The organism is Candidatus Halobonum tyrrellensis G22 (assembly GCF_000495475.1).
Classification (GTDB): Archaea; Halobacteriota; Halobacteria; order Halobacteriales; family Haloferacaceae; genus Halobonum; species Halobonum tyrrellense.
This window is the reverse complement of sequence record NZ_ASGZ01000004.1, coordinates 48,502-66,180: the sequence shown is the minus strand read 5'-3', so window position 1 is coordinate 66,180 and position 17,679 is coordinate 48,502. Positions and strand designations below refer to the sequence as shown.

General features: G+C 73.1%; 16 protein-coding genes and 1 tRNA gene. 11 read left to right on the top strand and 6 right to left on the bottom strand.

Going from position 1 to position 17,679, the window contains the following annotated elements; all coding sequences use genetic code 11:
* On the bottom strand, positions 1–823 hold an 823-nt coding region (locus K933_RS01825), incomplete at its 3' end, for an HVO_0234 family beta-propeller protein (RefSeq protein WP_023392967.1).
* A 151-nt stretch (positions 824–974) separates the two neighbouring features.
* On the opposite strand from K933_RS01825, the gene K933_RS01820 reads away from it, so the two are divergent.
* Positions 975–1,241 carry an HAH_0734 family protein gene (locus tag K933_RS01820; RefSeq protein ID WP_023392966.1) on the top strand — a complete coding sequence of 89 codons (267 nt, stop codon included), beginning with the start codon at positions 975–977 and terminating at the stop codon, positions 1,239–1,241.
* Positions 1,242–1,257: 16 nt separating this feature from the next.
* Here the strand turns inward: K933_RS01820 and K933_RS01815 are convergent, their stop codons facing one another.
* A complete protein-coding gene (locus K933_RS01815) occupies positions 1,258–3,711 on the bottom strand; it encodes a DUF2298 domain-containing protein (protein WP_023392965.1) in 2,454 nt (817 codons plus the stop codon).
* 125 nt (positions 3,712–3,836) lie between these two features.
* Between K933_RS01815 and K933_RS01810 the strand changes: the two genes are divergently transcribed.
* The 4 genes from K933_RS01810 to K933_RS01795 all read left to right on the top strand — a co-directional run bounded on the left by K933_RS01810 (position 3,837) and on the right by K933_RS01795 (position 6,187).
* On the top strand, positions 3,837–4,661 hold the full coding sequence (locus tag K933_RS01810) for a glycosyltransferase (protein WP_023392964.1): 825 nt from the start codon (positions 3,837–3,839) through the stop codon (positions 4,659–4,661).
* A complete protein-coding gene (locus tag K933_RS01805) occupies positions 4,658–5,224 on the top strand; it encodes a GtrA family protein (RefSeq protein ID WP_023392963.1) in 567 nt (188 codons plus the stop codon). Before K933_RS01810 ends, K933_RS01805 begins: the two co-directional genes overlap by 4 nt.
* A 76-nt stretch (positions 5,225–5,300) precedes the next feature.
* Positions 5,301–5,375: transfer RNA gene (locus K933_RS01800), tRNA-Met, on the top strand.
* 332 nt (positions 5,376–5,707) lie between these two features.
* Positions 5,708–6,187, top strand: a complete 480-nt coding sequence (locus K933_RS01795) for a Rieske (2Fe-2S) protein (protein WP_023392962.1) — start codon at positions 5,708–5,710, stop codon at positions 6,185–6,187.
* Between the two features lie 44 nt (positions 6,188–6,231).
* Here the strand turns inward: K933_RS01795 and K933_RS01790 are convergent, their stop codons facing one another.
* The 3 genes from K933_RS01790 to K933_RS01780 all read right to left on the bottom strand — a co-directional run bounded on the left by K933_RS01790 (position 6,232) and on the right by K933_RS01780 (position 9,178).
* On the bottom strand, positions 6,232–7,233 hold the full coding sequence (locus K933_RS01790; protein WP_023392961.1) for an aminotransferase class IV: 1,002 nt from the start codon (positions 7,231–7,233) through the stop codon (positions 6,232–6,234).
* Positions 7,234–7,389: 156 nt separating this feature from the next.
* Positions 7,390–8,307, bottom strand: a complete 918-nt coding sequence (locus tag K933_RS01785) for a helix-hairpin-helix domain-containing protein (RefSeq protein WP_049947477.1) — start codon at positions 8,305–8,307, stop codon at positions 7,390–7,392.
* Between the two features lie 58 nt (positions 8,308–8,365).
* The gene (locus K933_RS01780; protein ID WP_023392959.1) at positions 8,366–9,178 is read right to left on the bottom strand and encodes a shikimate dehydrogenase; all 813 of its coding nucleotides are present in this window, start codon (positions 9,176–9,178) and stop codon (positions 8,366–8,368) included.
* Positions 9,179–9,342: 164 nt separating this feature from the next.
* Here K933_RS01780 and K933_RS01775 point away from each other — a divergent pair, with 164 nt between their 5' ends.
* The 4 genes from K933_RS01775 to K933_RS01760 all read left to right on the top strand — a co-directional run bounded on the left by K933_RS01775 (position 9,343) and on the right by K933_RS01760 (position 15,238).
* Entirely contained in the window at positions 9,343–10,662 is a 1,320-nt protein-coding gene (locus K933_RS01775; protein WP_049947476.1) for a sodium:calcium antiporter, read from the top strand.
* Between the two features lie 80 nt (positions 10,663–10,742).
* Positions 10,743–12,149 (top strand): D-aminoacyl-tRNA deacylase, encoded by a 1,407-nt coding sequence (locus K933_RS01770; protein ID WP_023392957.1) that lies wholly within the window; start codon positions 10,743–10,745, stop codon positions 12,147–12,149.
* A gap of 89 nt (positions 12,150–12,238) precedes the next feature.
* Positions 12,239–13,405, top strand: a complete 1,167-nt coding sequence (gene ftsZ / locus K933_RS01765; RefSeq protein WP_023392956.1) for a cell division protein FtsZ — start codon at positions 12,239–12,241, stop codon at positions 13,403–13,405.
* Between the two features lie 84 nt (positions 13,406–13,489).
* Complete coding sequence (locus K933_RS01760; protein ID WP_023392955.1) at positions 13,490–15,238, top strand: PGF-pre-PGF domain-containing protein; 1,749 nt, start codon at positions 13,490–13,492, stop codon at positions 15,236–15,238.
* Here K933_RS01760 and K933_RS01755 read toward each other — a convergent pair.
* Positions 15,191–16,861, bottom strand: coding sequence for a sensor histidine kinase (locus K933_RS01755; protein ID WP_049947473.1), 1,671 nt, complete (start codon positions 16,859–16,861; stop codon positions 15,191–15,193). The two genes, K933_RS01760 and K933_RS01755, sit on opposite strands and share 48 nt — an antisense overlap.
* Before the next feature lie 157 nt (positions 16,862–17,018).
* Here K933_RS01755 and K933_RS01750 point away from each other — a divergent pair, with 157 nt between their 5' ends.
* The gene (locus tag K933_RS01750) at positions 17,019–17,192 is read left to right on the top strand and encodes a protein translocase SEC61 complex subunit gamma (protein WP_023392953.1); all 174 of its coding nucleotides are present in this window, start codon (positions 17,019–17,021) and stop codon (positions 17,190–17,192) included.
* Position 17,193: 1 nt separating this feature from the next.
* Positions 17,194–17,649 (top strand): transcription elongation factor Spt5, encoded by a 456-nt coding sequence (locus K933_RS01745; protein ID WP_023392952.1) that lies wholly within the window; start codon positions 17,194–17,196, stop codon positions 17,647–17,649.
* The last annotated feature ends 30 nt before the right edge of the window (positions 17,650–17,679 follow it).

Here is a 17,679-nt window from a genome sequence, read left to right as displayed (position 1 = left end):
GCAGGTCGCCCGCGACGGCGACGGCGACGACGCCCGACTCGTCGTGTCGCACCCACTCGGCGGTCGCGTCCGCTCGCTCGTACACCGCCTCCTCCGTGGCCGCGAGCGCCCGCTCGCCCGCCGCGTCGGCCGTCACGGCGCGGAACCCGCCGTCCCCGTCGCCGTCGGACTCGCGTTCGCACAGCCACCCGTTGCCGAGCGCGTACAGCCCCTCGCCGGTGGCCGCCAGCGGGACGCCGCCCGCCGCGACGTCGCGCGCGTCGTCGAGACCGGCGTACTCCACCCGGTCCGCGACGACGCGGTGGACGCCGTCGGCCGCCGCGACCAGCGGCCCGTCCATCCGGCGCGGGTCGTCGACGCGCCCGAGCGCCGTCCACTCGGGGTCGGCCGCCCCGTCGCCGTCCTCGCTCTCCTCGTCGTCCCCGGTTCCGCCCCCGCCCTCGCTCCCCTCGTCGTCGCCCGCATCCAGCCGCGAGACGGTGCCGTCGGGCGCCGCCGCGAGGACGGTCGCCCCGCCGGTCGCGTCCGGGTCGGCGGCGTCCGAGTCGGCCGCGTCGGTCGCCCGCCGGTCGAGCGAGACGGCGACCGCGGGACCGTGACCCGTGGGTTGGAAGTCGCCGACGAGGACGTCCTCGTCGGTTGCGACCGCGAGCGCGCCGCCGCCGGCGGCGACGTCGCGGGCGGTACAGCGGTGGTCGACCCCGAACTCGCCCACGAGGTCGCCCGAGACGGAGACACCGACGACGCCGAGCGAACTCGCGACGAGCACGCGGGTCGTGTCGGCCTGTTCCGTGAACACGCGCTTCTCGGCGAGGGTGGACATCGGTCGGCTTCCGATCGGACGGCTCGGGGGATAAGCGTGAGCGGTTCGGGCGGCGGCCGCGGGCCGCAGCCGGCGGTACCGGCGGCGTCACCGGCGTCGGCGGGTTCGCGGCATCGAAACCCTTAGTGTCGGACGCGGGGAACCGCGGCGTATGCAGACGCTCATCGTCCACGGCGCCGTCGACATGCGCAACGACGCGATCATCAACTACGACGGTGAGGAGTACGTCGTCTTCACGATCCAGCGGCAGGGCGACTACCACGGTCCGGACGAGCCGCAACTGTGGTGTACCATCGGCAAGGAGGACGAGCGCGAGGCGTTCGAGAAACGCGAGTTCGTCCCCCACTGGCTCGACGTCGACACCATCGACGCCGACGCGCTCGACGTGGTGAAGGGGAAGACCGACCTCTCGGTGTGACGCCGACCGGGTCGGTTCAGCTCCCGTTCTCGCTTTCGCCCTCGGGGAGGTCCGACGCGTCCACCTCGTACAGCGTCACCGCCGGCGTCTCGACTACGGGGTCGACGCCCGCGAGCGCGTCGAACGGCCGGACGTTCTCGGCGCCGTAGCGGGCGCGTTCGGCCGGGCCGACCCAGACGTAGCGCACGTCGTACTCCCGGAGCACCGCGGCGGTGGCGTTCGCGTCGGTGTACGCCGCGTCCACGTCGCGAACCCGCTCGAAGTACGCCGCCGAGCCGCGGTACCCCACCTCGTGTTCCCAGCCGGCGACCGTCGGGATGCCCGTCAGGCTGGCCGCGGGACTCGACTGCCACGAGTACATCCCCGGCTCGTGGCCGTAGCGGTTCTCCGCGCCGGGGTACGTCCCGGTCGCCGGCGCCGACAGCAGCGTCGGCTGCCCCTCCAGGTCGCCGAGGTAGTCGATGGGCCGCTCCTCGGCGGCGTGGTACTCGGCGACGAAGTCGGTCGCGTCGAGCGTCGGCTCGTCGGGGTAGTCGTCCGCGAAGTGGTTCGACAGCGCCAGCCCGCCGTACAGCCCGGTCGAGACGACGAGTAGGGCGACGAACGTCGCCCCGGCCGCTCGGCGAGCGTCGGGCGAGGGCCACAGCGTCGGCCGCACCGCCCGCGGGAACGCGGCGAGCGCCACCCCCGCCGCGACCGACCACAGCGGCCACACCTGCGCGTACGTCTTGAACACGGTGTTCATCCGGCCCGGGCCGGCCTGCTCGTTGAGGTACACCACCTCGACCAGCAGCACCAGCCCCGTCCCGGCGACGACCAGCGCCGCCTCGAACCCGGCCCGCCCGCTCCGCGCGGCGACCCACCCGGCGACCAGGAGCGGCGCGGCCAGCCCCACCACCGGCAGCCCCACGACCAACCCCGCGGCGGCGACGGCCGCGACCGAGCCGACGGCGACCGCCGCTTCGAGCCAGCCGGTCCCGCGCTGGCCGTCCCGTCTCACCCCGCCGCCCGCGCCCGCCGCGTCGATGCGGAGGCGGGCGAACAGGTAGGCGCCGAACGCGGCCGCGAACGCGCCGTGGACGACGAGCAGGCCGCCGAGCGACGAGCGCATGTCGGCCGTGACGAGCGCGGGCGCGCGCGAACTCCCGCCGCCCGCGACGGCGCCGAGGAGGAACGGCGCCCCGACGACGAGCGCGAGGGCGGCCGGGAGCGCCACCAGCCCGAGCGCGACCGCCGGCCGGGCGAGTTCCGCTCGAACGCGGCGGCCGTCGACCGCCCGCTCGACCCGTCCGCGGAGTCCCCCCGGGAGCAACGCCCACGGCGGCGTCCGCGCGAGCGTCAGCCCCACCCAGACCACGCCGAACACCGCGGGGGCGCTCCAGGTGTTGATCACCGCCTGTAGCCCGCCGACCGCCGGGAGGAGTCCGAACAGGAGCAGTCGGCGACGGCGGCGCTCGTCGGACCCGAGCGCGGGTCCGGCCTCGGTCCCCGACCCGGAGTCGTCCGCGCTCCCGGCGCGGAACAGCGCGAACGCGACGGCCGCCGCGAGCAGGAGGAACGGCGTGTCGAGCATGTGCGCGTGGAGGTCGCCGTTGAGCCACGCGAACAGGGGGAACTCGTTTATCGTCCCCGGGATGACGCGACTCGCGGTCCAGTAGGAGAACGCCCCCTCGACCTCCGCGGCGTCGACGCCGGCGGCGTCGAGGGCGAGAGTCCGGAGGTCGGCCGGGAGCGCGCGGGCGAGGAGGCGGCCGGGCGTCGCGAGGTTCGACGCGACCCCGACGACGAACGCGCCGAGCAGCCCAGCGGCGCGGCGCGACACGCCGCGACTGGCGGCGACGGCGCCCGACAGGTCGAAGACGGCGGTCACGAGCGTCGCGTAAAAGCCCGCGAGCGCGAGGTTGTACGCGAACCGGGCGGGCGTCGCGGTCAACAGCGCCAGCAGCGCCGACAGCAGGTGGCCGCCGTAGTAGTAGCGCACCGGCTCGCCCGCGAACCAGACGTCCTCGGGGGGGAGCGCCCCGGCGCGCAACAGCGACTCGAGCAGGCCGAAGTCGAGGAACTTCTCGCCGCCGGCGGCGTGGACCGCCGGGTCGGCCGCCCGAACGGCGACCAGAAAGAGGAACGCGACGACGAACACGGCCGCGGTGTCGACGACCGCGGGCCGGTCGACGGCCGCGCGGGTCCGCGGGTCGAGTTCGACCCTCCCGTCGCGGAGCGCGCCGCGGTCGAACGCGGCGAGCGCCGAGAGGGCGACGAGGACGACCAGCCCCGCGAGCAGCGCGGGGACGCCGAACGCGACCCGGCCGACCCAGAAGGCGACGACGCCGACGACGACGAGCGACAGCGGGAGGGCGAACCCGGCGCCGCCGGTGGCCGAGCGGGGGAACAGCCGCGCCGCCACGGGGAGACCGAGCGCCGCGAGCGCGGCGAACGCGCACAGCCACAGGACGACGAGACCGTACTCCATCGACCGTGTGAGGCGGCCGCCCGGGTAAGTCGCTTTTGGGACGCGCCCCGGCGCCGACGGCCGGTCAGCCCCGCTCGGCCGCGGTTTCGGACGCTTTTTCACTCCCCCGCCGCGTACGGGGAGGCATGTCGCCGACCGTCGGGGTCGTCGTCCCCGCGTACCGACCCCGACCCGACCGCCTCGTCGGCTACCTCCGCGACCTCCGGGCCACGCTCGACCCCGAGGAGATCCGGGTCGAACTCGACGTGCCGCCCGGCGCGGAGCCGCCGGCGCTCGACCTCCCTCCGGGCGTCGACTGCCGGGTCGTCCGCCGCCGCCGGGGGAAGGGCGCCGCCGTCACCGCCGGCTTCGAGGCGCTCTCGACCGACGTGCTCGCGTTCGCCGACGCCGACGGCGCCACCCCCGCCGACTCGCTCGCGGACGTGGTCGACGCCGTCCGGACGGGCGGGGCGGAGCTCGGCGTCGGGTCGCGCCGCCACCCCGCCGCCGACGTGCGCTCCCACCAGACGCTCGCGCGCCGCCTCCTCGGCGACGCGTTCGCGTGGGCCGCCCGCCGGCTCCTCGACGCGAAACTGTACGACTACCAGTGCGGCGCGAAGGCGCTGAGCGCCGAGGCGTGGGCGGCGGTGCGCGACCACCTCTACGAGCCGGGGTTCGTCTGGGACATCGAACTGCTCGCGGTCGCGGCGGCGCTGGAGTTGCGGGTCACCGAGGTGCCCGTGACGTGGGTCGACCAGCCCGGGTCGACCGTCTCGCCCGTCGGCGACACGTTCGACATGGGGCGGGGGCTGCTGGTCGCGCGCCACCGCGCGCGGCTGATCCGCGACGACCGGCTCCACCGCCTGCTCGACCGGAGCGACGCGCCGACGCTCGTCGACGCGCCCGACCCGGAGCGGGACCCGGCGACCGGGAGCGGAACGGGAACCGGGACCGGGGGCGACGCCGGATGACCGACGGCGGCGCCGACCCGGGGTCGGGGTCGCTCGTCGACTCCGAGCCGAGACCCGAGCGGGACTCGGAGTCCGCCGCCGCCCGCGACTCCGAGCCTGCGGGTGAAACGGGGACCGACGGGGAATCGACGCTCGCGGCGCTGGCGTCGGGCGCCCGGATCGGCCAGTTCGTCTCGGTCGGCGTGGTCGGCTTCGTCTTCGACTTGACCGTCTCGACGGCGCTGCGGGAACTCGGGGTGTTCCCCGAACTCGCGGCCGCTGTGGGCATCGAGACGGCCGTCATCGTGATGTTCCTGCTCAACGACCGGTTCACGTTCGCCCAGCAGGGGACCCGCGGCCTCGCGGCGACCGCGCGCCGCCTCGCCCGCTCGAACGCGGTCCGGCTCGGCGGCATCGCGGTCCAGTTGGCCACGTTCACGGCCGTCTACCGCGGCCTCGCCGTCCCGCTGACCGTCGCCGGGGTCGACGGCTGGTTCGTCGTCTCGCGGGCGGCCGGCATCGGCGTCGGCATGGCCGTCAACTACGTCGCCGAGAGCCTGTTCACCTGGCGCGTCGCCGAGTGACTCGCGTGGGTGAGAGTCGCATACGGCGGCGACCCGAAACACAACCCTTACATGGCACGGAGGGTTTTGATATGGTAGCGGGATGGGATAGCCAGGAGATTCCGCCGGGCTCATAACCCGGAGATCGGTAGTTCAAATCTACCTCCCGCTACTCCTGCGCGCCGGTCGTCACGAACGCCGAGCGGTACGACACGACCGGTACCTTTCCTCACGACTTCTCCGTCGCTCACCATAGTCACCGACCGTCGTCCGTCTCGGCGTCCGCGTCGACACCGCCGGTCTCCCCGTCTCCGGGTTCGAGCGACGACCGGAGCACCGGCGCGCTCCCGAGGCGGACGCACGCGCCGGGGTTCCGCCGGTCGCGGAACCCCCCGCGCCGGCCGCGCGTCCCGCCGACCCGACACCCGCCGGTCGCGTCGTCCCGCCGCGTCAGAATCCCCGCGGAGGGAGGACATTTGCGTCCCCGTCGCCAAGCCGGGGGCGATGGACCCCGGACGACGCATCACCGCCGTCGAGAACGTCCCCGCGGACACGACGTTCCTCTTCACCCTGCGCGACGAGTCGGGCGAGACGGACGAGGCGGTTCTGACGCGGGTGGACACGGCCGACGGGAGCGACGGTGACGACGGCGAAGACGATGACGACGGCGAACACACCGGCGGCGACCGGATCGCGGGCTGGATCAACCGGTGTATGCACTTCACGCACATCCGTCTCGACAAGGGGTCGGGTGCGCCCAAACGCGCCGGCGAGTTGGTCTGTGCGAACCACAGCGCGATGTTCGAGGGGGCGACCGGTCGCTGCACCCACGGTCCCTGCGAGGGGGCGTACCTCGACGGGGTCGACGTCACCGTCCGCGACGGCGACGTCTACCTCACCGACGACGGCTACGAGTTCGTCGCGGCGGGCGGCGTCGAACGCGACCCGGCGGACCTCACCTCGACGTCGAACGTCAAGTTCTAGTTCGGGTTCCGGGCGCGTCGGTTCGGCGCCGTCGCCCGATTCGGCTACTCCTCCGTCGCGTCGTCGCCCGCCGCGCCGGTCCCGTCCGCGTAACACGCCCGCTCGACCCGTTCGTCGTACAGCCGCGAGAGCAGCGCCGTCACCGGGCCACCTCCCACCTCGACGCCGTCGTACGTCCCGACCGGTCGGATTTCGCCGACCGTCGAGGTGACGAACGCCTCGTCGGCCGCGCGCACGTCGTCGGGTGCGTACCGCCCCGTCTCCACCGGGAACCCCTCCTCGCGGGCGATGTCGAGCGCCGTCGCGCGGGCCACGCCCGGGAACGCCGTCCCCGTCGGGGGCGTCCGGAGCGCGTCGTCGGCGACGAAGAACAGGTTCGCGGCCGCACAGCCCGTCACGACCCCGTCGGCGTCGAGCAGGACCGCCTCGTCGGCGTCGGTCACGCGGGTCTCGGCGCGCGCGAGCACCGCCGCGAGGTAGCTGTGCGTCTTCGCGTCCGTCGGCACCGACCGGTCGGGGACGCGCCGGGTCTTGGCGGTCTGGAGCGTCGCGGGACCGTCCCACGGGGGGTCGCCGTCGCGCCCGCCGCGGGCGAGCGGCGCCGCCGTCACCACCACCGTCGGGTCGGTGTTCGCCGTCGCGGGCGGCGTCACGCTCCCGCCGTCCCACGCGGTGCCGCCGTTCCCGCCCGTCTCGACGCCCGCACCGGCACCGTCCGGCCCGCGCGTGACCGACACGCGGACCCGCGCGTCGGCGAACCCGTTCGCTTCGAGCGTCTCGCGGACCCGCGCCCGCAGCCCGAGCGCCGACAGCCCGGTCGACTCGGCGGGCATCCCGAGCGTCTCGCACGTCCCGAACAGGCGGTCGACGTGCGCGTCCCACCGGAACAGCGTCCCGCCGTACGCGCGGACAGTCTCGAAGGCGGCGTCGCCGTACAGGAACCCCCGGTCGCGGACGGACACCGTCGCCTCGTCGACCGGCACCACCTCGCCGTCGACGTGGTAGTACGGCCCGTCCGCGGGCTCGGAGTCGGGGTCCGTCTCCATGCCGACCGCTCCGGTCGGAGGGGGAAAAGCCGTTCCGCTCCGCGCGAGCGAGGCGTCGCGCCGCGGTACCGTCCGCACCTCCTCGCACCCGCGGCTCGGTCGGACGCGACCTCACAGGACGGATCGGAAAAACCGACGGCTCGGACCGGGTTACGGTTACGCGTCGTCCTCGTTCTCTCGGCGCTGGCGGTCGTCCGCGCGGTCGATCCACCGCGAGACGCGCTTCTCGGAGACGTCGATGCGCTCCGCTACGGCGGCGGCGTCGGCTTCCGTGAGGTCGACGACCGTCTCGATCCCCATCTCGGCGAGTCGCTCGGCGTACGCCGGCCCGATCCCTTTGAGTTCGTCCACGGGGACCGTGGTGGTCGTCCCGTCCTCGTCGCCCACCTCGTCGCCCGCGTCGTCGGCGTCCGCGTCGCCTGCGGCGTCGTCGGCATCAGCGTCGCCTGCGGCGTCGTCGGCATCAGCGTCGCCTGCGGCGTCGTCGGCATCCGCGTCGAGGTCGTCCGGGTCGTCGGTCGCGGGGCCGGCGGCCTCGGCGGGTTCGGCGGCGTCGGTGGGCTGTTCGCTCGTCTCGCTCTCGTCGACGATGGACTCGGTCGACCCCGACGCGTCGGTGTCGGCCGAGGCGACGCCCTCCTCGTCGTCCCCGTGGTCGGCGACGGACGCCTCCTCGGCGTCGGCGCTCGGTTCGACGTCGTCGACGTCGGTGCTGATGTCGTCGCTCCCGGGACCGGCGGCCTCGGCGGGTTCGGCCGCGGTCCCCGGCCGCCCGTTCGCCCCCTCCTCGTCGACGACGGACTCGGTCGACCCCGACGCGTCGGTGGACGCGGAGGCGGTCGACCCCTCGTCGACCGAGTCGTCGGACCCGTCGACCGGGGCGGCGGAGTCCTCGTTCCCGCCGGGCGCGGCGTCGAGCTCCTCCTCCTCGCCCTTCACGGCGGCCTCGTTCTCCGCGTCGGGCTCCGGCTCGCGCTCCCGCTCGACCGTCACCGACGTCTCCACCGGTGAGCGGTCCTCCTCGGACGTACGCCCGATGCCCAGCAGGCGCTTTAGCTTCCGCAGTAACTCCATTCTCTCTCGGGAGAACGATGGCACTATTTAAAAAACCAGCGCAAAATATCACGTTAACTCAGCCCAACTCGGCCCGGAGCGCGCGGTTCATCGCCGCTACGGGCGCTTCCTCGCCCGTCCACCGCTCGAACGCCTCGGCGCCCTGATACAGCAGCATCCACGCGCCGTCGACGGTGGTCGCGCCGGCCGCGCGCGCCTCGCGTAGCAGCCGGGTGTCGAGCGGCGCGTACACCGCGTCGAGCACCGCCAGGTCGGCGTGGAGTAGGTCCGCCGGCACCGGCGTCTCGTCCGTCTCCATCCCGACGCTCGTCGCGTTCACCAGCAGGTCCGCGTCCGGAACGGACTCCGCGAGGCTGTCGAGCCCGCCGGCGGTCACCTCGCCGCCGACCGACTCGCGGACGTCGGCGGCGAGCGCCTCCGCCCGTTCGGCCGTGCGGTTGGCGACGTGGAGCGCCGCCGTCGGCTCCGCGAGCGCGAACGCCGCGGCCCGCGCCGCGCCGCCCGCGCCGACGACCACCGCCGTCGCGCCCGCCGGGTCGACGTCGTGGTGCGTGAACGCGCGTTCGACGCCCGCCACGTCCGTGTTCGTCCCCGTCGGTGGGTCCGTCGAGAAGTCCACGGTGTTGACTGCGCCCACGCGCGCGGCCACCGGGTCGGGGTCGACGGCGTCGAGGGCCGCCTCCTTGAACGGTACTGTCACGTTGAGTCCCGCCACGCCGAGGTCCGCGGCGCCCGCGACGGCCGCGGCCGCGTCGTCGGGTTCGAAGGTGACGTACCGCGCGTCCATCCCGACGGCGTCGTAGGCCGCCTCGTGCATCGGCGGCGACAGCGAGTGCCCCACCGGGTCGCCGACCAGGCCGTACACGTCCATACGCCGCCGTGCGGCAAGCCGGCGCATAAATCCCGCGCCGTCGGCCGCCGCGGCCGCGCCGGGATTCGATCGACGCTATCGCTGCTTTCGAGGGCTCTAACCCCCCAACGTCAGCGTTCGGAAAGGGACAACTGTAAGACCCCCGCGGGCACACCGCTGGTGTAATGGCTTCACGCCTTCGCCATCCCCTCACTGCTCTCTTCTTGGGCGTGCTGTTGAGCGTTCCGTGGATGTACTTCTGGGCGACCGGGACGGTCGGGAGCCTCGCCACCGTCCCGCGTGTCGCGGTGAGCGGCCTGTCGGTGCTCGCGGCGTCGTTCCTGCTCGCGTGGGGCGCCGAGACCGCCGAGAAGGACGTTCCACGCGCGTTCGCCATCGCGGTGCTGGCGGTGCTGGCGGTGGCGCCCGAGTACGCCGTCGACGCGCTGTACGCCTGGCAGGCGGCGAACGACCCCGCGGCGGCCAACCTCGCGGTCGCGAACATGACCGGCGCGAACCGGATCCTGATCGGTCTCGGCTGGTCGGGCATCGCGCTGTTCTCGCTGTACCAGTCGCGGCGCGGCACCGACAACAGCGTGGTCCGACAGGAGGGTGTGCTGTCGAACTACGTCAAACTCGACCGCGACATCGCCCTGGAGATCCTCTTTCTGTTCGCGGCGACGGTGTACGCGTTCTTCGTCCCGATCGGCGACGGGATCGGCATCGTCGACTGTCTCGTCCTCGTCGGACTGTACGTCGCGTACATCGCGGTCATCGTCCGCGGCGACGTCGAGGAGGTCGAAGAGCAGGTCGGCGTCCCCGCGTACCTGCAGGCGCGACCCACGAACGTCCGGATCCCGGCGGTGCTCGTCCTGTTCGCCTACTCCGGCTTCCTCATCTTCACCGCGGTCGAACCGTTCGCACACGGGCTCGAACAGATCGGTCTCGACTACGGCATTCCCGAGTTCTTCATGGTGCAGTGGTTCGCGCCGCTGGCCTCGGAGTCGCCCGAACTCGTCGTCACCGCCTACCTCGTGAACAAGGCGCGGTCGACCGCGGCGTTCAACGCGCTCATCTCCTCGAAGCTCAACCAGTGGACGCTGCTCATCGGGACGCTCGTCATCGTCTACAGCATCTCGCTCGGCCAGTACGGTCACCTCCCGTTCGACGAGAAGCAGGCCGCGGAGATCTGGCTCACCGCCGCCCAGAGCTTCTTCGCGCTCGCCATCCTGATCAACTTCAAGATATCCGGACGGGAGGCGGTCACGTTACTCGGGCTGTTCCTCTCACAGGTGGTGATCGAGTTCGCGCTCATCGAGACGTACCCCGCGGGGCTGGCCGAGCAGTACTCGATCGTCATGCTCCACGCCTACTCCGTCCTCTACGTCCTGCTGACGATCGGACTGCTCTACCGTCGCAAGGAGGACCTCCGGCGGGTCACGGCGCTGACCGCCGACACCGTCCGCGACGCGTGGGGCGGGTCGAGCGGGCAGTCGGCTGACTGACCCGGCCACCCGGCCGCACGCGTCGGCGGAACCGACCGGAACCGACTCCTTTTCGGCGCCGCCGCCCCTCCGGTCGGCCAGTGATAGGAGTCGTCGTCTCGCGCGCCGACCGCGCGTCCGAACACATCGGCGAGCGACTGCTCGCCGCCGACTGGACCGCCCGCGAGGACGAGGACCGCCCCGACGCCGACGGCGGCGGGACGTACCACCGGACGAGCGTCGCGGGCGAGTCGTTCGAACTCCGCGCGTTCGACGACATGCACATCCACCTCGACGACCCGACGCCCGCCTTCTCCGAGCGGCCCGACTACCTCGTGTTCGTCTCGCGGCACTCGGGCGACACCGGGCCGCTCCTCACGTGCCACTTCACGGGCAACTTCGGCGACGCGGAGTACGGCGGCTCCGACCGCTCGTTCGCGCCGGCCTGTCCGGGCGTCCAGCGCGCGCTGGTCGCGGGGTTCGACGAGCACGCGCCCGACGGCTACGGCGTCGCGGTCGAGTGCACCCACCACGGCCCGACGGAACTGTCCGTCCCCTCGCTGTTCGCGGAACTCGGCAGCGACGACGACCAGTGGGACGACCCCGCGGGCGCGGCGGCGGTGGCGCGGGCGGTGCTCGACCTGCCGGAGCGAGGTGCGACCCCGGCGGCGGGCGACCCGGACGACCCGCGCCACCTCGTGGGGCTGGGCGGCGGCCACTACGCCCCGCGGTTCGAGCGCGTGCTCCGCGAGACGGCGTGGGGCGTCGGCCACGTCGCCTCCGACTGGCAGTTGGAGGAACTGGGCCACCCCGGGGAGCACGCCGACGCGCTGGCGGCGGCGTTCGACGCCAGCGACGCCCGGTTCGCGCTCGTGGAGGGGGAGACCGACCGCCCGGCGCTCGAACGCGCGCTCGCCGACCTGGGCTACCGCGTCGTGAGCGAGACGTGGGTCCGCGCGGTCGACGACCGGCCGCTCGACCTGGTTTCGGAGCTAGAGGCCGACCTCCGGCCGGTCGACGAGGGCCTCCGGTTCGGGGCCGTCCGATCCGAGGCGTACGCCGTCGTCGACCTGCCGGACGACCTGCTCGCGGCGGCACACGGCGTCGACCCCGAGCGGGCGCGCGCGGCGGTCGCCGACCGGGCGGTGGCGTTCGAGACGCGCGAGAACGGCACCCAGGCGGTGGGTCGGGCGGCGTTCCCCGACACGGGGACGGACGGCGCGGACGGGACGGGGAGGACCGACGCCCCCGACGCGGCGGGCACGTACGACGACCTGATCGACGCGCTCGCGGCCCTCCTCCGCGAGACGCACGACGAGGTGGAGCGGCGGCCGGACGCGGTGGTGGCGCGGACCGCGGCGTTCGACCCGGAGAAGGCGGCGACGCTGGGCGTCCCGGAGGGACCGGCGTTCGGCGCGCTCGCGGGCGGCGAGTCGGTCGAGGTGAACGGCGAGACGGTGCCGCCGACCGCCGTCGAGAGCGAGCGAGTGGAGGAATTCCCGGTCTGAGGTGCCGACGAGCCGGACGAGTCCGTCTGACGCTCGTCGGACACAATGGGGAACAATAATAACGTCCGGTTCGTTAACGCGGTCATACTATGGACTCTATCGTCGAGGACGCGATCGAGGAGGCCGAGGGGGAGGGCGAGCCACAAACGGCCAACGGGGCCGCGACGAACGCGACGGACGGGCAGTCGGCGGGCGCGTCGGCGCCCGCGGAGTCGGGCAAGATGACGGACGAACAGCTCCGGGACGTCCTCGAGGACCTCCAGACCAACATCACCGTGGTGGGCTGTGGCGGCGCGGGCGGCAACACGGTCAACCGGATGTCCGAGGAGGGGATCCACGGCGCGGCGCTCGTCGCGGCCAACACCGACGTCCAGCACCTCGTCAACATCGAGGCCGACACCAAGATCCTGATGGGCCAAGAGAAGACGAAGGGCCGCGGCGCGGGGTCGCTCCCGCAGGTGGGCGAGGAGGCGGCCATCGAGTCGCAAGACGAGATCCGCGAGTCCATCTCCGGGTCGGACATGGTGTTCGTCACCGCCGGTCTCGGCGGCGGCACCGGCACCGGCTCCGCCCCCGTCGTCGCCAAGGCCGCCCGCGACATCGGCGCGCTCACCATCGCCATCGTCACCACGCCGTTCACCGCGGAGGGGGAGGTCCGCCGGACGAACGCCGAGGCGGGGCTCGAACGCCTCCGCGACGTCGCCGACACGGTGATCGTCGTCCCGAACGACCGCCTCCTCGACGCGGTCGGCAAACTCCCCGTCAAGCAGGCGTTCAAGATCTCCGACGAGGTGTTGATGCGCTCGGTGAAGGGGATCACCGAACTGATCACCAAGCCCGGCCTCGTCAACCTCGACTTCGCCGACGTGCGCACCGTCATGGAGAAGGGGGGCGTCGCGATGATCGGTCTCGGCGAGTCCGACTCCGACACCAAGGCCCAGGAGTCCGTCCAGTCGGCGCTCCGCTCCCCCTTGCTCGACGTGGACATCTCGGGGGCCAACTCCGCGCTCGTCAACGTCACCGGCGGGTCGGACATGAGCATCGAGGAGGCGGAGGGCGTCGTCGAGGAGATCTACGACCGGATCGACCCGGACGCGCGGATCATCTGGGGCACCTCGATCGACGAGGAGCTGGAGGGCCAGATGCGCACGATGATCGTCGTCACGGGCGTCGACTCGCCGCAGATCTACGGCCGGAACGAGGCCGCCCAAGAGCAGGCGGAGGACAACCTCGAAGACATCGACTACGTCAACTGAACTGACCCCGGCCTCCCGGCCGACTCGCGTCCTCGGCGCTCCCGTTTCTCTTATATACTATTACGCACTACTTACCAGGTAGTGATGCCCACGTTCCGGTCGGCAGTCGCGCTCGCCCTCGTCGTGGTGGTGGTCGCGAGCGGCGTCACCGCCGGCGTGACCCCCGCGGCGGTGACCATCCCCGGGGACGACCGCGTCGCCTCGCCCCCGTCGGGCGGGGGGCACGGGAACGGGAACGGTCCCGACGGGACCGGACCGCCCGGTCACGCCGGTTCGGAGGACGGCGACGACGACGACGAGGACGATGAGTCCGGCGAGGACGCGGACGACGGCGGAACCTCCGAGGAGGCCGGAGCGGGAGGGGGGTCCGGCGACGGGGGCGAAGGGAACCCCGACGGCGAGACGAACGGGAAGAGCGCGGAGGAGACGGCCGCGTCATCCGGGGCTGACGGATCCGACGGGGCCGCCGGATCGAGCGGAGCGTCCGCCGGGGTCGGGACCGAGGCGGACGACGGGGAGGGGAGCGACGACTCACCGGGTGGCGGGCCGCCCGCCGACGCGGAACACACCGGCAACGGGGCGAACCCGGAGAGGGGGCCGCCGTCCGACGGAGAGGACGGTGGCGAAGCGGACGGCGACGAGGAGGCCGGAGGGGCGAAGGCCGACGACCGACCGGGTCGGGGACCGCCCGCGAATCCCGGGAACCGGGGGGACGGCGCGCCCGAGAACGGCGAGGACGACGCGGCGGGCGAGGACGACGACCGGCCGGGACGAGGGCCGCCCGCGGACCGCGGTAACGCGTCGGCTGGCCCGCCGGCGCGGGCGAACGCCTCCGGGTCCGCGAACGCGTCGACACCCGGTCGCGGCCCCCCGACGTGGGCAAACGCCTCCGAGTCCGCGAACGCGTCGGTGTCGAACGCCACCGCGGGGACGCCCGCGCGGGTGAACGTCTCGGGCGCGCGGACCGACGACGTGGGCGTGAACGCGCTGACGGTGACCACGCGGACGAACGAGTCGTACGCGCTCAACGTCACGACCAGCGACCGCTCGCCGGCCGACGCGCCGGAGTTCGACGCCTCGCCCGAGGCGCGCGACGGGTCGACCACGACCGTCGGGCACGTCCGCGTGAACCACACGGTGCCGGACACCAACATCTCCGGGGTCGACTTCGACTTCACCGTGAACGCCTCCCGACTCGCGGCGGCGAACGCCTCGCCCGAGAACGTCGCGCTCTACCGGTTCCACGACGGCGAGTGGGCCGAACTGAACACGACACTGGTCGGGGAGGTGGACGAGGGGAACCGGACGGTGTACGCGTTCGTGGCGCACTCGCCCGGCCTCTCGGACTTCGTGATCGGCGCCAAGCGCGCGGAGTTTCGACTCGCGGACGCGCTCGTGAGCGCCGACCGGGTGACCGTCGGCGACACGGTGACGACGCGCGTCCGGATCCGGAACGTCGGCGGGGCGGACGGCACGTTCTCGGCCAACCTGCTGGTGAACGGCACGGTGGTCGACGACCGAACCGTGACCGTCGCCGCCGACGGGACCCGGCAGGTCTCGTTCGAGCGGCCGTTCGCCGCCGCCGGCACGTACGCGGTCCGGGTGAACGACCTCCGCGCGGGCGAGGTGCGCGTGCTCACGGCGGAGTCGCGGACCGAAAGCGAGAACGGAACGACGGCGGTGACCGCCGGGACGCCGACGGGGACGGACCCCGGCACCGACGCCCGCACAGACGGCGCGACGGCGACGACGGCGCCCGGGTTCGGCCCGGCCGTCGCGGTGGTCTCACTCCTCGTCGGCTGTGTCGTCGCCCGCCGCCGGCGGCGGGGGTAGCCGGAGTTCGACGTACCCGCCGTCGGCGGCCCGGGGGAACGCGAGTTCGCCGCCACACCGGTCGGCGACCCAGTGGGCGAGCCAGAGACCCAGGCCACTGCCGTGGTCGAGGTCGGTCTCGTGCCCGCGTTCGATCACGTCGCGTTCGTACTCGGGGATGCCCGGTCCGTCGTCGCGCACCCCGATCCGGACCCGGTCGCGGTCCCCGTCGGCGGCGTCGACAGCGTGAACCGTCACCGTCACGGTCGGCGCGTCGCCCGCGTGGACGCAGGCGTTCTCGACGAGTTCCTCGACCGCCTCGCCGACCGCCGGGCGCGCCATCGCCACCGCCGATTCGGCGTCGACCGCCACCGTCGCGTCCGGGTGGTCGGCGGCGACCGCTTCGGCCGCCGCGCGGACGACGCCGTCGACACGGGTCGGCTCGGGGTCGTCGTCGTCCGCGAGTGCGGCTTGGACCCGCCCGGCCGTCTCGGCGAGTTCCTCCAGCCGCCGACCCGCGGCCGCCCCCCGCTCGGCCCAGTCGGCGGCCGTCGCGTCGCCGGTCTCGCGGACCATGTCGAACGCGCTGAGAACCACGTTCAGTCGGTTGCGGAGGTTGTGTCTGAGCACGCGGTTGAGCACCTCCAGCCGCTGTTCGCTCGCCTGGAGCGCACGCTCGCGCGCCGCGAGATCCGCCGCGAGCGTCCCGAACCCGTCGCCGATCCGCTCCCACTCCTCGCCCGCCGCGAGGTCGAGTCGACGGTCGTACTCGCCGGCCGACAGCGCCTCGAACCCGTCGAGCAGCCGACCGGTCTGTCTGAGGTTGACCGTGTACTCCCAGTAGGCGAACCCGACCGCGATCAGGACCAAGAGGAGGATACTCGCGGCCTGTGTGAGCGCGAGCTGTCGGAGCGTCGCGTTGAGCGCCGCCCGACTCCGCTCGACCCGGACCTCCCACCCCGTGCGCTCGACGGTCGCGGTCGCGACGATGCCGTCGCCCGTGCCGCCGCCGTCGTACAGCGTCCGCTCGCCCGCGGTGACGGTGACCGACAGCGAACTCGTGTCGAGCGGGCGGAGCGCCACGAACGCGCCCCGCTCGGTCAGCGGGTACGTCACAACGACCGCGCCGTCGACCCGGCCGTCGCCGTCGAACACCGGGGCGGTGAGCCTGACGTAGTGGCTGGCCTCGCCGAACACCGACCCGGTCGCCGCCTCCGGTGGGGAGATACACAGGTCGCCGGTCCGGAGGGTCCGTCCGACGCACGCGCCGTCGGAGACGTCCGCGCTGACCATCCGCTCGCGTCCCGTCTCGCTGTACGGTCCCGCGACCATCACCACCGTGCCGGCGTCGTCGACGACCGCGCCGTGTTGGAACTCCCGGCGCGAGGTGAGCGCGTCGAGCGCCCGCCGCGTCGCGTTCGGGTCGTCGAGGCGCATCTCCCCCGCGTAGCTCCCCACGCGGTCCATCTCGCTGAACAGTTCCTCGTCGATCTGTTCGGCGGAGATGGCCGCCGTCTCCGAGACCGACTCGCGCGTGCTCTCGACCTGCTGGTGTTTGTACGCCTCCAGCCCCCCGTACGCCACGAGGCTGAGACCCACCGTCACCACCAGCAGGAGCACCGCGAACTTGGTCCGGAGCTTCACGGCCACCCGTGTCCGACCGACCGGGATAACGGTTCGCCCCCGAGTCTCACGCCTGAATCGCGCGCCGGAGCGCCGGCGTCGCGCGACGACCCGCGACGGCCGGCGTCGGGCCCGACAGCAACAGATATAGAAGGTCCCGCACAGTACCTCCGCCAATATGGACGTCAAGTACGACCTGAACAGCTACGTGCGGGTGCTCAAGCTCGCGAGCACACCGGCGTGGGGGGAGTTCTCGCAGATCGCCAAGATCGCGGGTGCCGGCATCTTCCTCGTCGGATTCCTCGGATTCGTCATCTTCGTCGTCATGACGCTGCTCCAGGGGGTGATCTGAGGTGACCATCTTCTCGGTCAAGACGACAGCGAGCCAAGAGCGGACCGTCGCCGACATGATCGCCAGCAAGGAGGAGCCGACCATCCACGCGGTGCTCGCGCCCGACCAGTTGACGAGCTACGTGATGGTCGAGGCGGACGACGACGCCGCGATCCGGCGCGTACTCGACGAAGTGCCCCACGCCCGGGGGTTGGTCGAGGGCCCCGACGGCGTAGCCGGCCGGTCGTCGATGACCGAGGTGGAGCACTTCCTCTCGCCGACGCCCGACGTGGAGGGGATCGCCGAGGGGGACATCGTCGAACTCATCGCCGGCCCGTTCAAAGGCGAGAAGGCGCAGGTCCAGCGGATCGACGAGGGGAAAGACCAGGTCACGGTCGAACTGTACGAGGCGACCGTCCCCATCCCCGTGACGGTGCGTGGCGACCAGATCCGCGTGCTCGACTCCGAGGAGCGGTGAGCGGGCGACCCGCTCCCCGTTCGCTCCGCT